Annotated in this window: 15 protein-coding genes; 9 read left to right on the forward strand and 6 right to left on the reverse strand. The window is 65.7% G+C overall.

Annotation, left to right across the window (positions count from 1 at the left end; all coding sequences use genetic code 11):
• Positions 1-133: 133 nt before the first annotated feature.
• Both ACQR0Z_RS25845 and ACQR0Z_RS25850 read right to left on the reverse strand, forming a co-directional pair.
• Entirely contained in the window at positions 134-2,281 is a 2,148-nt protein-coding gene (locus ACQR0Z_RS25845; RefSeq protein WP_434920500.1) for a CHASE2 domain-containing protein, read from the reverse strand.
• Between the two features lie 18 nt (positions 2,282-2,299).
• Positions 2,300-2,983: a hypothetical protein gene (locus ACQR0Z_RS25850; protein ID WP_434858636.1), complete on the reverse strand. Its 684-nt coding sequence runs from the start codon at positions 2,981-2,983 to the stop codon at positions 2,300-2,302.
• 236 nt (positions 2,984-3,219) lie between these two features.
• Here ACQR0Z_RS25850 and ACQR0Z_RS25855 point away from each other — a divergent pair, with 236 nt between their 5' ends.
• Entirely contained in the window at positions 3,220-4,806 is a 1,587-nt protein-coding gene (locus ACQR0Z_RS25855; protein WP_434920501.1) for a S10 family peptidase, read from the forward strand.
• 132 nt (positions 4,807-4,938) lie between these two features.
• On the opposite strand, the gene ACQR0Z_RS25860 is transcribed toward ACQR0Z_RS25855, so the two are convergent.
• Both ACQR0Z_RS25860 and ACQR0Z_RS25865 read right to left on the reverse strand, forming a co-directional pair.
• Positions 4,939-6,327, reverse strand: a complete 1,389-nt coding sequence (locus tag ACQR0Z_RS25860; RefSeq protein WP_434920502.1) for a serine hydrolase domain-containing protein — start codon at positions 6,325-6,327, stop codon at positions 4,939-4,941.
• 246 nt (positions 6,328-6,573) lie between these two features.
• Entirely contained in the window at positions 6,574-7,119 is a 546-nt protein-coding gene (locus tag ACQR0Z_RS25865) for a tetratricopeptide repeat protein (RefSeq protein WP_434858639.1), read from the reverse strand.
• 290 nt (positions 7,120-7,409) lie between these two features.
• Between ACQR0Z_RS25865 and ACQR0Z_RS25870 the strand changes: the two genes are divergently transcribed.
• The 4 genes from ACQR0Z_RS25870 to ACQR0Z_RS25885 all read left to right on the forward strand — a co-directional run bounded on the left by ACQR0Z_RS25870 (position 7,410) and on the right by ACQR0Z_RS25885 (position 9,964).
• Positions 7,410-7,844 (forward strand): hypothetical protein, encoded by a 435-nt coding sequence (locus ACQR0Z_RS25870; protein WP_434858640.1) that lies wholly within the window; start codon positions 7,410-7,412, stop codon positions 7,842-7,844.
• Positions 7,845-8,060: 216 nt separating this feature from the next.
• Positions 8,061-8,507: a hypothetical protein gene (locus ACQR0Z_RS25875; protein WP_434920503.1), complete on the forward strand. Its 447-nt coding sequence runs from the start codon at positions 8,061-8,063 to the stop codon at positions 8,505-8,507.
• Positions 8,508-8,805: 298 nt separating this feature from the next.
• Positions 8,806-9,519, forward strand: a complete 714-nt coding sequence (locus ACQR0Z_RS25880) for an outer membrane protein (protein ID WP_434920504.1) — start codon at positions 8,806-8,808, stop codon at positions 9,517-9,519.
• A 205-nt stretch (positions 9,520-9,724) separates the two neighbouring features.
• Positions 9,725-9,964 carry a hypothetical protein gene (locus ACQR0Z_RS25885; protein ID WP_434858643.1) on the forward strand — a complete coding sequence of 80 codons (240 nt, stop codon included), beginning with the start codon at positions 9,725-9,727 and terminating at the stop codon, positions 9,962-9,964.
• A gap of 247 nt (positions 9,965-10,211) precedes the next feature.
• On the opposite strand, the gene ACQR0Z_RS25890 is transcribed toward ACQR0Z_RS25885, so the two are convergent.
• Entirely contained in the window at positions 10,212-10,460 is a 249-nt protein-coding gene (locus tag ACQR0Z_RS25890; RefSeq protein ID WP_434920505.1) for a hypothetical protein, read from the reverse strand.
• Between the two features lie 181 nt (positions 10,461-10,641).
• Here ACQR0Z_RS25890 and ACQR0Z_RS25895 point away from each other — a divergent pair, with 181 nt between their 5' ends.
• Positions 10,642-10,749: a glucose transporter gene (locus ACQR0Z_RS25895; RefSeq protein WP_434858645.1), complete on the forward strand. Its 108-nt coding sequence runs from the start codon at positions 10,642-10,644 to the stop codon at positions 10,747-10,749.
• Between the two features lie 58 nt (positions 10,750-10,807).
• Here ACQR0Z_RS25895 and ACQR0Z_RS25900 read toward each other — a convergent pair whose 3' ends face one another.
• Entirely contained in the window at positions 10,808-11,389 is a 582-nt protein-coding gene (locus ACQR0Z_RS25900) for a hypothetical protein (RefSeq protein WP_434920506.1), read from the reverse strand.
• 342 nt (positions 11,390-11,731) lie between these two features.
• Between ACQR0Z_RS25900 and ACQR0Z_RS25905 the strand changes: the two genes are divergently transcribed.
• The 3 genes from ACQR0Z_RS25905 (at position 11,732) to ACQR0Z_RS25915 (ending at position 14,021) form a co-directional block, all read left to right on the forward strand.
• On the forward strand, positions 11,732-12,331 hold the full coding sequence (locus ACQR0Z_RS25905) for a TetR/AcrR family transcriptional regulator (RefSeq protein WP_434920507.1): 600 nt from the start codon (positions 11,732-11,734) through the stop codon (positions 12,329-12,331).
• Positions 12,332-12,552: 221 nt separating this feature from the next.
• On the forward strand, positions 12,553-13,215 hold the full coding sequence (locus ACQR0Z_RS25910) for a DUF3313 domain-containing protein (RefSeq protein WP_434920508.1): 663 nt from the start codon (positions 12,553-12,555) through the stop codon (positions 13,213-13,215).
• Positions 13,216-13,394: 179 nt separating this feature from the next.
• On the forward strand, positions 13,395-14,021 hold the full coding sequence (locus tag ACQR0Z_RS25915; protein ID WP_434920509.1) for a DUF2147 domain-containing protein: 627 nt from the start codon (positions 13,395-13,397) through the stop codon (positions 14,019-14,021).
• Positions 14,022-14,035 lie beyond the last annotated feature (14 nt).

The raw sequence follows: 14,035 nt of genomic DNA on the forward strand, positions 1-14,035 counted from the left end.
TACCCGACCTTGGCCGTGCTTGTCCATCGCGGCCGGTATTGCGGGGCAATGCGGCCGCGATGCGGGCCGATCTCGCCCGGAACTGGGCGCTCACCGCCGCAGCCTTGCAGGCTGTGACACCGTCATCCCGGCGTCATTTTTCCTGGAGCGTGCGCACGGGGTCCCAAGCCGCCGGGGTGCCCTCGAGCGCCGCGCTCACGCGTTCGGCGAACAGCGCGCTCGGCGCATCCACCGCCGCGGCGGATGCGAAGCATTCGGCCGCCTGCGACAGCTCGCCCGCGCGCCAGTGCGCGACACCGGCCGCATAGCCGTCGAGCACGGCGCGATCGTCCGGCGTCAGCTCGGCGGCGCGGCCATGGAGCTCGTAGATGGTCAGCGACTGCTCGCGGCCCTTGACGCGGATGGTGTCGAGCTCGCGCCAGGCGAACTCGGAGCCGGCGAGCGCGACGGTGCTCTCCGAGGCGATGATCGTGGTGCCGTAGAACTTGTTGGCGCCTTCGAGCCGCGAGGCCACGTTCACGGCGTCGCTCATCACGGAATAGTTGAAGCGGCGCTGCGAGCCGAAATTGCCGACCAGCGCGGCGCCGCTGTTGATGCCGATGCGCTGCGCCACCTTGATGCCCTGGAAGGCGGTGGACGAGCTGTTCAGCTCCGCGAGCCTCGCCTTGCAGTCGAGGGCCGCGCGCGCGGCGCTGCGGGCATGGTCGGGATCGTCGAGCGGGGCGCCGAACACTGCGACGACGGAGTCCCCGATATATTTGTCGACATAGCCGTCATGGGCCTCGATCACGTCCGTGATCGCCGAGAGATACTCATTGGTCAGCGCCATCAGTTGCTCCGGCGACATCTGCTCGGCGATGCGCGAAAAGCCCGCGATATCGGAGAAGAACACCGTGACTTCGCGCGTCTCGCCGCCGAGCTGCGGCAGACGCCGCGAGGCGAGCATGCGATCGATCTCGCGCGGTGCGAGGTAGTAGGCGAAGCTCTTCTGCAGCAGGCGCCGGTCCTTGTCGGTGACCATGAAGCGATAGCCGGTGGTCGCCGCCAGTGCGAGCACGCCGGCGGCGAGCGGCTCTGCCAGAGGCAAGGCATAGGCATGGCAGAAGAGAGCCGTGGCGAGCGCCGTGTAGAGAACGGCCAGCACCGCCAGCAGCGCCGCGGCCGTGGCCGGTCTCAGCAGCCGCGCGAATGCCGCGGCGAGCAGGGCCATGGCGGCGGCGATCGTGAAGATCGCTGGTCCGCTCATTTCGATCGCTGCGTCCTGCCGAACGAGGTTGTTGACCGCCGTCGCATGAATATAGACGCCGGCGATCGTGCTGCGGGCAAATGTCTCGGCCACCCGGCGCTCGCCGAGCACGCAGCGCGGCCGCCGCGCGCCCTCGGCACGGGTGGCGAAGCGTTTCGAGGTCACCCGCCGGTCCTCGATGCCGACCGTACCGATCAGGACGACCTTGCCGGCGAACTCGCGGCGGAAGTAGTCCTTGTCGCCCTTGAGCGCGCAGGCGCGCAGGTCGGCAAAGGAGTAGGTCGGGATGTCCTGCGCGCCGCCGGCGAAGTTCAAGGTCATCGTCCCCGGCACGCTGCCGGGTACGCGATAGTCGCCCAGCATCACCGCGTCCGGCGCAATCACCGGCGGCGTGCCGCGGGCGCGGGCCGCCAGTTCGAGCGCCATGCTGGGCACGGCCTTGCCCTCCGCCGACAGCGTCAGCGGATGGCGGCGGACGACATCGTCGCTGTCGGTATAGGTGTTGAGCGGCCGCAGGTTCTGCTGCTGGCGCACCGCGATGCGCTGGCCGGGGGCGGGCAGGATCGGCGGCTCGCCGAAGATCTCCCCCAGCACCATCTTGCCGCCCACGGCCGCCGCGGCGAGCGCGCGCAGGAAATCACGGTCGAAGCCGCGGGTCTTCTCGCCGAGCGTGGAGTCGCCGAGGGGAATCTCGGACTGCTCGATCGAGGTCTGGAACACCATGTCGAGGCCGACCACCTTGGCGCCGCCATCGAGCACGGTCGACAGCACCCGGCCGATCTCGCCGGTCCAGGTGAGCAGCGGCGCTCCCTTGAACGGCGGCGCCTGATAGCTCTCCTCGTCGATGGCGATGACGACGGCCGGACTGGTCGCAGCGTCGTGGCGATTGCCGAAGGCTTCGAAGCGCAGCCAGGTCAATGCGTCGAGCGAGAGGCCGCGGAAGCGCTCGAACGCCGGCGATGCGAACACGCCGGCACACGCCAGCGCGATGGCGATCACGGCAAGCGCGTCACGCGTCCGGCGTCCGATCGCCACCGCCAGCCGCTTTCAATCTCAGTTGAGTCGGATCAGTCGCCCGACCACGGGCCCTGGACCCGCCTTGGCCTGCGCATCGATCTTGAAGACAATTCGCGCAGGGCCGAACATCGCGACATAGGTGCCGCCCGGCGTCAGCGGATGGCTGGTGCCGGCGAAATCGTAGAACCGTCCCTTGTACTGCCGGCCGGACAGCTCGACCTCCTGGCGCTCGCCGGGCTGGTCGATCCGTTCGACGATCAGGGTGCCGCGCCCCTTGGCTTCGAAGATCGGCGAGGCGCCGTAGATGATGGCCTGTGCCACCGGCGCGCTGTCCGGTCCGACGCTGCGCACGATGGTTGCCGCCACCTCGCTGGTTTCGCGGGAGGTCGCCTGGGCGTGGCTGGCATCGCAATTGACGATGTCGCTCTTGAGGGCCGCGCCGTCGACCTTGCTCTCGCCGGGACCGACGGTGACGCTGCCGGCGCCGCTGACGGTCTCGCGGCGGCAGGATTTGAGGTAGCTCATCACCACGGCGCCATCGGAGCCGAGCTTGATCACCTGGCCGGGCGCGACATAGTCCATCAGCTCGGCACCGGCGACGTCGCCCTGGACGTCCTCGACCAGCGCCGCCGGCGGCCCGGCCCAGGCCACTGACGGCCCGAACAGGGCCGAGGCGGCGAGCCCGGTCAGGGCTGCGACGATGAGCCTCGATGATGTCATGATGAACTCCGTGATCGCGCCGTGAGCGCGCCTTCTGTCCCATGATTGGGACGTTCGACGGGATCGAGAGGTTCGAGCCCATAACATACCTTACGGAGGACGGGCACTGGCATGGATGTGACCTGGATCACGGAAGCTTGGGTTGAGGTTGGTCCCCGGCCACGTTTCATGCGTTTGCAATGAGAGAGCGAAAAGCTGCCGCGTTGCCCCAAGCTCATGGTCCAGGGAGTGAGTTGATGCCTGATTTGAGATCGCCCGCCGGTTGGCCCCGCTTGCTGGCCCTGGCCGTGACGGTCATGCTGGCCGGCCAGCCGGTGTGCGCGCAGGACACGCCGCCGGCGGCGGCGCCGACGCAGGACGCCGTTGCGCCCGGCGTGCATCGCTCCGGCTCCGCCGGCACCCGCGCCGCCAGCCCGCCGAGCTCGCCATCGACGGCGGATCAACACAAGCTTCCGGCGGATTCGACCACCACGCAGACGCTCGAATTGCCGGGTCGCACGCTGTCGTTCACGGCGACGGCGGGCTCGATCCGGCTGTTCGATGACAAGGGCGAACCTCAGGCCGATATCGCCTACACCTCCTACCAGCTCGACGGCGTCGACCGCGCCACCCGTCCGGTCACCTTCTTCTTCAACGGCGGTCCCGGCGCATCCTCAGCCTATCTGCAGCTCGGCAACGCCGGCCCGTGGCGGATCGGGATCGACGCGGCCAGCGTCACGCCGTCGTCGAAGCCGGAGCTGATGCCCAACGCCGACACCTGGCTCGACTTCACCGATCTGGTGTTCATCGATCCCGTGGGCACCGGCTACAGCCGCTTCGTCGCGACCGGCGACGAGGTCCGCAAGCGCTTCTTCTCGGTCGACGGCGATGTGCGCTCGCTGTCGCTGGTGGTACGCCGCTGGCTCGAGAAACACGACCGGCTGGCCTCGCCGAAATTCGTCACGGCCGAGAGCTATGGCGGCATTCGCGGGCCGAAGATCGTCAACAACCTGCAACAGGACCAGGGCATCGGCGTGAGCGGCCTGATCCTGGTGTCGCCGCTGATGGACTTCCGGGAGTATTCGGGCTCCAGCCTGCTGCAATATGTTGCGAGCCTGCCGAGCTTTGCCGCCGTCGCCAAGCAGATGAAGGGGCCGGTGACGCGCGCCGATCTCGCCGATGTCGAGCGTTACGCCAGCGGTGACTTCCTGCTCGATCTCGTGCGCGGCGAGGCCGATACCGAGGCGACCAACCGGCTCGCGGACAAGGTCGCGAGCCTGACCGGTATCGACCAGGCCGTCAGCCGGCGGCTGTCGGGCCGCTTCGACGTCTCGGAGTTTCGCCGCGAGTTCGACCGCAAGAACGGCCGCATCACCGGCCGCTATGATGCTTCGGTGCTGGGCATCGATCCGTATCCGGATTCGAGCCACTCGCGCAGCTCCGATCCGTCCGGCGACGTGCTCACCGCGCCCCTGACCAGCGCCGCGGTCGAGCTGACGCGCAAGCTGAACTGGCGTCCCGACGGCTCCTACGAGCTGTTGAGCGGCGCGGTGAACCGGAGCTGGGATTTCGGCCGCGGCATCAGCCCGCCGGAATCGACCGGCGAGCTCAGGCAGATCCTCGCGCTGGATCCGAAGCTGAAGCTGCTCGTCGGCCACGGCCTGTTCGATCTGGCGACGCCGTACTACGGCTCGAAGATCCTGCTCGACCAGTTGCCCGCGTTCGCCCGGCCGCCCCGCGTCAAGCTCGTGGTCTATCCCGGCGGCCACATGTTCTATTCGCGCGACGATGCGCGCAAGGCGTTCCGCGGCGAAGCCGAGGCGATGATGAAGGAGGGCAGGTAGCTCGTTGTTTTGAGCCGCCACTCTGTCCACTCGTCATTGCGAGCGTAGCGGCGTAGCGAAGCAATCCAGAATCCTCGCGCCGTCCTGGATTGCTTCGCTGCGCTCGCAATGACGGCGTGGCAAGCACTCGGGCTAACTCTCCTTCTTCCGCCGACCCTTCGGGTACTTCTTCTCCATCTCCGCCTTCAGCACGCGCTCCGGCCGCAGCCGTGCGCCGCCGAGCCAGACTTCGCTGACACCGGACTTGGCGCGCACGCGCCGGACCGGCTCGCCATGGCTGGAATAGCCTGCGGCGTGCGCGATACGGCCCTGGTCGCGCCCCGTCACCTCGATGCGCGGCGCATCGATGAACGGGTTGATGAAGGACGGATTGGCCACCATCACCTGTTCGCCGAAGGGGACGAGGTCGAATGCGCTCCACAGCGTCCACCAGCGCCCGGTCCAGTCGCGTGTCTTGCGCGACGGTGCGCCATGGGTGGCAAAGGCCTGCAGGATGAACTTGACGCCGTTGGCCCAGGCCGGCGCCCAGCCATCGATCGCGTTGGTCAGCACGGTGATCGCGATCTCGCGCGAGGGGATGACGGAGGTGCGCGAGATGTAGCCCTGGAAGCCTCCGCCATGGCCGAACCAGTCGAAGCCGGCGGTGGTGCCGCTCATCAGCGCCAAGCCGTAATAGGCTTCCTCGATGTCCTGCGGCACGCGCCATTGCCGGCGCACCATCTCGCGGCGGCTCGCGACCGAGAGCAGGCTCTTCTTCGCGTTGGGGGCGAGCTGGGCGAAGAAGCGCGCGGTGTCGGCCGCGGTCGCGACGATGCCGGCGGCCGCCATGATGGCGTGTGTCGGATTGTCGCCGGGAATCACGGCGCGCCGTCCCAATGGCACGATGCGGGAATGGCCGCGCGCGAACGGCACGGTCTTGCCCAGCAGCGTCATGTCCGGCGCGCTCTCGCGCAAGCCCAGCGGCGCCATGATCTCGCGCTGCAGCCAGCTGGGGTAGGGCTCGCCGGTGATCTGTTCGATGACGAGGCCGAGCAGGCCGTAGCCATGGTTGGAGTATTTGAAGCGGCTGTTCGGCGCGATCGCCGGCGGCAGCTTCAGCTCGGCCAGCAGCTCGTTCCAGTCGAGATAGGGGCGGCCGTCGGTGAACTGGCTGGAATCCTTGCCGTCGCGAACGAGGCCAGCGGTATGCGAGAGCAATTGGCCGAGCGTGGCCGTGGCGACCTCGGGATGCAGGTCCTTGACGTAGTCGCCGACGGCATCGTCGAGCTTCAGCCGCTTCTGCTCGCGCAGCCGCATGATGCCGGCCGCCGTGAAAGCCTTGGTGTGAGAGGCGATCCGGAAGCGATGCCGCGGCGTCAGCTTCTCGCCACTGTCGAGATTGGCGTGCCCGAAGGCCGCTTCCAGCACGATCTCGCCGCGATGGGCGATCGCGATGATGCAGCCGGGCTGTCCGGAGAGTTCGACCTGATACGCCAGCCAATCCTTGATGTAACCGAGTGCCGCGCCAAGCCAGGGCTCCACGACCATGCCTCCTGTTCGAGCGCGCGAACCGTCGTGCGCCGGAAGCGGTATATTGATCGGAGGAACGGTGGGGGACAATGGGGGGCGCGTAGTCTGGATGAGCGTAAGCGACATCCGGGTCCAACACGACCGCCTGCGATGAACCCGGGTGTCGCTCCGCTTACCCGGGCTACAAGCTCCAAACGAAAATGGCGCAACCCTTTCGGGTTGCGCCACTGTCGAGATCGGATCAGGTCCGATCGCGTCTCAGTAGACGAGGCCGGTGCCCGGCTGCTTCTCGAGCGCGTCGGCCAGCGAGCGATATTCTGCGCTGTTGGTGCCGGCGAGCTGCGCGACCTTGTCGAGGTGGAACTTGGCCTGCTCGCGGTTGCCCTGTTCGAGCTGCCACAGGCCATAGTACTGCCAGGTGCGCACGTGGTTCGGATCATCCGCCAGGGCCTGCTCGTAGTACTGCTTGGAGGCCTGGTAGTTGCCGAGCTTGCGGTAGGAGTAGCCGATCAGGTTGGCGACGTCGGCGACGTCCTCACGGTTCAGCGCCTTGAGCTGCTCGATCGCGGTGGCGTAGTCGCCGCGGTCATAGATCGAGGTGTAGGCGGTACGGTAGGCCGCCAGGAACTTCGGATCTTCGATGCTCGAGCTCTTGTCCTTCTTCTTCTTGGACGAATCCGAGGCCGGCGGCGACGACGGGGTGTCGCTGCCCGCGGCATAGGCCTTCGACAGAAGCAGCGGCCCGGAGGCCACGGCCATGGAGAACAGCGCCAGCGTGGCGATCCTGATCGCAGACTTTTTCATTCGTATCTCCCGAGTTGTCGATCCAACAGGTGACTGCGCGAGCAGAAGAACTCCCGCAGCTGCGAAATATTCCCGGCCATTTGCGCGGATTTTGCGCCGCGATCGGTGCATTATACGGACGACAAGATGACAGGCCAGTCACTTCGATGACTATCCCTTCATGTGCATGAACTGAAAACCTCGCTTTACTTCAGGGTGGGTTCAGTGCCGGTTCCTTATCGTCGTCTCCATGATCGCGAGCCCATCCAGTCTGGATGGAGCCTCCAGATCATCACATCACGGAGACGACCATGCTGAAGTCCATGTCTGTTGCGCTGCTCGCCGCGTCGATCCTGGCTGCGCCCGCGTTCGCCGCAGGTCCCGCGAAAACCGATACGTCCGCCAAGCCCAATCAGACCACCGGCGTGACCACGGGGGCCGCGAAGACGGAAGCCGGGAAGACCGACGCGTCCAAGACCGTCACCACGACCAAGTCCGATACCAAGGCCGATGCCAAGACCGACTCCAAGTCCGAGTCCAAGTCCGGCCCGACGCAGGCGGGCGACAAGACCAACGAGATGAAGCCGGCCGTCGACAAGAAGGGCAAGCCGCACGCCTCGCTGCTCCGTCACACCCATCGCCATACGGCGCACCTCCGCCATCACAACAAGGTGAAGGTCTCGCATGCGGTCAGCCACACGAAGGTGAGCCTGAAGCGCGTCACCCCGGCGACCCGCCGCGGCTGAGGTGTCGAAGCCTCGATCAGCCCCAGCCGACGCCCTCAGGGCGTCGGCGGTGGCAAGACGATGAGGCACTTTCGGGCGATGCGCGCGGCGGCCTCGGCGTGGCCGGCGTTAGGGCGGCGCACCTCGGCGCTCCCGGCCGAATGCGCCGATTTCCTTCGCCACCCGCTTTCGGCTAGAAGCCGGTGACGCGGGTGGTGGCGAACGGATTGGTCGGCCGTGGGGAAGAGGATATCGGGCTGGTGGCCGGCAGCTGCGCTGGCCCTGTTGCTGGCGGGCTGCGCGAGCGGTGGTCCTGCCGCCTTTGTCAGCGAGGACAATCGCGGCATCGCCTATACCGGCGATCGCGGCGTCGACAGCCAGCCCTTTCCGGCGAACTACCGCGGCGAGATCCTGGCCTATCTGAGGACCTATCTGAACAATCCGGCCGGGGTGCGCGACGGCGTGATGGCCGAGCCCGTTCAGCGGACGGTCGGCGGCCGGCTGCGCTATGTCAGCTGCCTGCGCTATGCGGCGCGCGAGTCCGACGGCAGCTATCGTCCGGCGCGGGAGCGGGCGGCGATCTATGTCGACGGCCGGTTCGATCGCCTGGTCGAGGACGCCGGCGAGCTTTGCGCCGGATCGAGCTACGCGCCGTTTCCCGAACTGGCCAGCCTGACGCGCTAGTCTGCAGCATTTCGTCTGCGGCATTTTCGACGGTCTGCCACGACGTCGCAGCGCCTTGCCGAGCCGCGATCACGATCACAAATTGGAGACGAGTTCAAACGCTTTGCCGCCGCGCTGCGACCAAATATCGGGCGAGGCGTCAGCTTCACGAAATATTCGGGAAGCCTATGGAACAAAAGGCCTTTGTTGCCCCCTGGTGACACGCGCTGAGTATTCACAGCTGCGTCACCGCCATGGGGCAACCCAAATGCGGCCATGATGTTCGATAGATGTCGCAAACGAATAACGGGGACGTCCCATGAAACGCTTTTTCTTGAGTGCAGTGGCTTTGACCGCTTTGGCTGCCCCGGCGTTCGCCGCCGACATGCCCGCGCGCACCTACACCAAGGCCCCCGCCTATACGCCGCCTCAGGCGATCTACAACTGGACCGGCTTCTACCTCGGCGGCCATCTCGGCGGTGTCTTCGCGGGCAACAACAGCCTGGAAGGCAACAATGGGCGCTTCCTCGGTGGCGTGCAGGGCGGTTTCGATTACCAGTTCGCGCCCAACTGGGTGCTGGGCATCGAGGCCCAGTACAGCTGGATGGACCGCAACACTACCAATTTCGGTTTCCCGGGCGCGACCGTCGTGAGTTCGACCGGCGCCAACCAGCTCGGCTCGGTCACTGGTCGACTGGGTTACACCTGGGGTCCGGCGCTGCTCTACGCCAAGGGCGGCTACGCCTGGCGTGACGGCAACAATCTCGGCGTCACCGTCGCCGGCGCCCCGGCGGGCTTCACCACCTCGGGCAACAGCAAGGACGGCTACACCGTCGGCGCCGGCCTGGAATACATGTTCGCGCCGAACTGGTCGGCCAAGGCCGAGTACCAGTACTACAATTTCGGCAATACCACTTTCACGGGCGGCCCGGCGCCGGTCGTCGGCAGCCGCTTCAACAGCGACGAGCATACGGTCAAGGTCGGCGTGAACTATCGCTTCGGCTGGGGCGGTCCGGTCGCCAGCAAATACTAGCCTTGTGACCGTCGTCGCCTGACGGCGGTCAAAAGCAGGCTAAAATGTGAGGACGCCCGCCATCGTGCGGGCGTCTTGCTGTTCGAGGTTGGGCCACCACGAGCAGGAGGCGTGCTCACGCACTGCAAAAAAATTTTCAAACCTCCGTGAAACTTTCATCATCAGTTGTTATTATGAGTCCGCCGGTTTGATGGATCATTCCCACATGCGTATCTTGGTGTCCGTGCTGTTGCTCTCGGCGGCTGCTTTGCCGTGCTCCGCCCAGACTATCCTGAAGTCCGAACCGTTGATGCTGGCGCCCTACGAGGTCGCGCTGGTGCAGACCGCGTCTTGCCCGTCCGGCAAGGTGCTCAAGGTGACCGGTGCGATCCGCGGCCTCAGCCGCAAGCGGGCCTGCGTCGCGCTGCCGTCTGAAACGGCTTCGCTCGCCACGGCGACGCCCTGAGGCGGGCTTCACGGCCAACCGCAGCGGCCAGCTCCTGCTGTCCGCTGATCCCGTTTTCGTCTTTGACGGAATCCCCCCATTCTTGATCGGCCATCCTCGATCACAGGGTTCGATCGAGGCCGCTTTGCCGATAAGCGTTTAAGCGTTGGATGCCTGCGCGCATCGCGCGGGACACGTCCTCGGCCGATCTGGCATCCGGGGGCCCGGAGCCGTTTCGACGGCACGATGCGGCGAGCCGGCCGCGTGCTCAGGATGCGAACGGGATGTTGAACTCCTGCTCGGCCTCGACCCGGTTCTGCCAGGGATCTTCCTCCGGCTCCGCGGCGCAGGGCCGGATCTCGTAGTCATTGTCGAGCTGCAGATGGACGGCCGCCTGGCGCGCGTTCACGGTCACGTCCACCACGAGCCCGCTCTGCCGCGCCAGTCGCCAGACATCCCCTTCGGTCGGGTAGGACTTGCTCAACTTGGCGTCGTTGCAAAACAGGGCGTAGGGCATTCCAAGCGGCTCCAGAGACGCGAACGATGAACCGAGGATGAACATCGGTTGTAGCGAGAGGCGGGCACCTTCGCGGCCGCAAGGCGGCCATTTCGGCGCGGCCGAGTCGTAAACGAGTCCTAAATTTTTGAAAAAAGAATCCGTGGGACTCCGGGGCTAGAATCGCCAGATGGTTAAGTCCATGGGAACCGATCTCCACATCTTTTGCGGGCGGATCCAGCTGACGCTCACCTTTGGGCTGCTGCTCGCCTTCGTCGCCAATGTGGCGCTGCTGTGCGCCTGGCTGTGAGCCGGCGCGTCACGATGCGAGGGACTATCCGGGATTTGCCACGCCGAGCCGCGCGCGCTCAATCCTCGGGGAGCGGGGTGCCGTCAGCCGACGCTTTGAGGCGCGCGATCGTTTCGCTGAAATACGCTTGGCGCTCGCGGTTGAAGCGCTCCTGATGAGCGCGAAATCGCGCCACCCGGGCGCGGATCTCGGTCTGCATGTCACGCTGCAACTGGAGCTGCGACGCGATGCTGGTGAAGCGCTCGGGCGCGACCGTGGCTTGGCGGGTTGCGGCCGCGTCCTGGGTCGCAGCCTCTCGCGGACGTCCCGCCTGTAACGGGGAGGGCGCCGACCGCATGGTCATTGAAGCGGCATTTTCAGGATTGCTGATGACGGGCTCTGACACCAGCGGCAAGCCGGTCGTGTGCGAGGCGAGACGCTGAGATTCAAGCGGCGGAGAGACAAGTGGCTGCGAGACAAGTGGCGGAGAGACAAGCGGCGGAGAGACAAGCGGCGGAGATGCAAGTGGCTGCGAGACAATCGGGGCCGTCGCAGGAGCGGCTGCGTCGAACCGGGCGAAATCAGCCGGCTTGCCGGTGACCGACTGGACAAAGGCCATCGTCTGCGCGATCAGCGCATCACGCTCTTCCTTCCATGTCATGCCAGTCGTCCCCCAGAAGGTCGCAATTGCAACAAAATCACGTCGCGGAATCAAGCTGGAACACCAGTGACTTCTGGGGATAAGCGCGAGTCTTGCATGAGTTGTGGCAACATTGTTGCCGCAGTCTGTGCTTCTTCCGTCCCACCCGCAGAAGGCGATACCGCCAATGCGGTCACTTGCAGATGGTTCCTGTCGTCCAGATGGTTTCGATCGACCTTGGCAGGCGCGGCTTGACAGAAGAGGGTGGCTCTCGCCTATCACCGGTACGGGCATAGCGGCCATCCGCAGCTCTCCTTGGTCTGAAACCCATTTCAGCCTTTCCGACGAACCCGGCTTTTCTCGATGGACAACCCCTCGCGTTCAGAGCGCTCGCGCAAGGCCGCGCTGACCGCCGCCCTCACCATTATCGCCCGCGACGGTCCCGGACGGCTGACCCTTGATGCGATTGCGCGCGAGAGCGGCCTCAGCAAAGGCGGGCTCATGCACCAGTTTCCCAACAAGGAGGCTGTGCTCAAGGCGCTGCTCGAACAGCAGTTCAGGCATTTCGACGACTTCGCCAATGATTTCAGGGCCAAGGCCGGCGAAGCAGGGGGGCAGCCTGAACTCGCCACCCAGATTGCGATCTCCCGCGAGCTGATCGCGCAGCAATATTCGGTCGCTCAGGCCATGCTCGGTGCGCTGGCCCAGGAGCCCAGCCTGCTGGCCGACGCCCGCGCCAAGGATGCGGAGCGCCTCGCCGAGATTCGTGGCGAAGCGCACGACCCCGATCTCGCCGTGTTGCGTTGGGCCGCGGCGAGGGGACTTGCGCTCATGGCACTGCTGCGCGTGTCCCCACTCGAGGCGAGCGAGCTCGACCGCCTGTTCGAGCGGCTGCGCGACAACCGCCAATGGCCCGGTGTCACAGCGGATAGTCGTCCAAGCCCTGAACCGGCCAAGTACTGACCGCCCAAGTACTGACCGCTCAAGTACTGACCGCTCAAGTACTGACCGCTCAAGTCCTGACGCGTTCAAGTCCTGATCGTCAGGTCCTGACGGCGGTCTCCTCCCTGTCGGCCGCGGGTCACGATTAACCAGAACTTCAGCAAATCCCTTTACAAACCGACTAGTCGGTTTATAAAGATTTGGCCGATTTTGCATCGCAGCAGTGACAAGAGGGTAAAGGCATGAGCGGTTGGTCTCGAACGGCCGGTGTTGTCGCGGTGGCGGCAACCGGCTTCTGCGCCGGGTGCAACACCGTGGCGCCGGTGGCCTATTCCGAAGTAGCATCGTCGCGATATCTGGCTCCCAATCCTTCTGATGCGTCGGGGCGGATCCCTTATCGTTACGCGGCCGCCACCGATTGGCGCGGCTATGACAAGGCGATCCTCGAGCCGGTCGTGATCTATCGTGGCCGCGATCATCAGTTCGGCGACATGTCCGAGCAGGACAAGGCGAAGCTCGCCACCTATATGCACACGCGTTTTCAGGAAAGCCTCGCGACGCGCTTCCAACTCGTCGGTCAGCGCGGCCCAAACACGCTGCGCTTACGGCTGACCTTGACCGGAGCCGTGACCACGACGCCGGTCCTCGGCACCGCCTCGCGCTTCGATCTTGCCGGTGCTGTCTACAACGGGGTGCAGAGCGCGCGCGACGGCGAGGGGCTGCTGACCGGCTCGGTGTTCTACGCGGCAGAGATCTTCGATGCCGCAAACGGCAGGCTGCTGAACGCCTTTGTCAGCAAGCAGTATCCGGCGCCCTATGACATTCCGGCCAGCGTCGGTGCGCTCGCGGCCGCACAGGCAGGGATCGACAAGGGCGCCGATGCGCTGGTCGCCCAGCTCCGATGAGTGGCCAAAGGGCTCCGGAGGCACGAGACGACCGATCAGCTGATGGCCGGATGTGCTCGCTCGGAAACAGCGTGCGCGGACAGCTCGATCCGACGTCGCGTGCATCCCCCCGACATGGACCATCCGCATCACCGCTCTCTCAACAGCCCGCCCGCCGCGTCAGCGCGTGGATCGAGGCGATGGAAACAACGAGGTTCTTCGACATGAAACTAAGATTTCTTGTTCGCGTCAGCTTGCGCATCGTGGTCAGCCTGATGGTGTCGATGGCAGAAGGTCGCGGCAACGCCGCACCGGTGAGCGATCCGATCGGCACTTGGCTGACAGAGGACGGCCGCGCCCGCATCCGCATCGAGCGCTGCGGCGCGGCGTTGGATCGCGTCTGCGGCTATGTCGTGTGGATGAACGAGACTGCCGATGCCAAGGGGCAGCCGTTCCGGGATCGCCTCAATCCCGATCCGGCCAAGCGCGGCCGCCTGCTGCTCGGCCACCAGATGCTGCTCGGTCTGAAACTGAATGCCGACGGCCGCTACACCGGCGACGTCTACAATGCCGAGGATGGTAAGACCTATAACGTCTCGATCTGGTTGGAGAGGCCGAGAATTCTGGCCGTGAAGGGCTGCCTCCTGGGCCTGTTCTGCGCGACTCAGGGCTGGGCGCAGGTGACCGATCTGGTGCCGGGTCAACTCTTAGCCGCAACAGGGGACGGCGGCGGGCCGGTCCCAGATCTGGATTGGGCCCCGACGAGACCTGCCCAGCCGGCGGCGAAAGCCTCTGCTTCGGCCAAGATCAAGACAGGGGGGAATTGAGCGATATCTGGCAA

It is taken from the genome of Bradyrhizobium sp. HKCCYLS3077, assembly GCF_051167555.1.
Lineage (GTDB): Bacteria > Pseudomonadota > Alphaproteobacteria > Rhizobiales > Xanthobacteraceae > Bradyrhizobium.

Bases quoted from the DNA above. Each gene is read 5' to 3' on its own strand.
- ACQR0Z_RS25850 (WP_434858636.1), bottom strand. From the start codon at position 2,983: ATGACATCATCGAGGCTCATCGTCGCAGCCCTGACCGGGCTCGCCGCC.
- ACQR0Z_RS25885 (WP_434858643.1), top strand. From the start codon at position 9,725: ATGCGTATCTTGGTGTCCGTGCTGTTGCTCTCGGCGGCTGCTTTGCCG.
- ACQR0Z_RS25895 (WP_434858645.1), top strand. From the start codon at position 10,642: ATGGGAACCGATCTCCACATCTTTTGCGGGCGGATCCAGCTGACGCTC.
- ACQR0Z_RS25865 (WP_434858639.1), bottom strand. From the start codon at position 7,119: ATGAAAAAGTCTGCGATCAGGATCGCCACGCTGGCGCTGTTCTCCATG.
- ACQR0Z_RS25870 (WP_434858640.1), top strand. From the start codon at position 7,410: ATGCTGAAGTCCATGTCTGTTGCGCTGCTCGCCGCGTCGATCCTGGCT.
- ACQR0Z_RS25855 (WP_434920501.1), top strand. From the start codon at position 3,220: ATGCCTGATTTGAGATCGCCCGCCGGTTGGCCCCGCTTGCTGGCCCTG.
- ACQR0Z_RS25910 (WP_434920508.1), top strand. From the start codon at position 12,553: ATGAGCGGTTGGTCTCGAACGGCCGGTGTTGTCGCGGTGGCGGCAACC.
- ACQR0Z_RS25880 (WP_434920504.1), top strand. From the start codon at position 8,806: ATGAAACGCTTTTTCTTGAGTGCAGTGGCTTTGACCGCTTTGGCTGCC.
- ACQR0Z_RS25915 (WP_434920509.1), top strand. From the start codon at position 13,395: ATGGAAACAACGAGGTTCTTCGACATGAAACTAAGATTTCTTGTTCGC.
- ACQR0Z_RS25905 (WP_434920507.1), top strand. From the start codon at position 11,732: ATGGACAACCCCTCGCGTTCAGAGCGCTCGCGCAAGGCCGCGCTGACC.
- ACQR0Z_RS25900 (WP_434920506.1), bottom strand. From the start codon at position 11,389: ATGACATGGAAGGAAGAGCGTGATGCGCTGATCGCGCAGACGATGGCC.
- ACQR0Z_RS25890 (WP_434920505.1), bottom strand. From the start codon at position 10,460: ATGCCCTACGCCCTGTTTTGCAACGACGCCAAGTTGAGCAAGTCCTAC.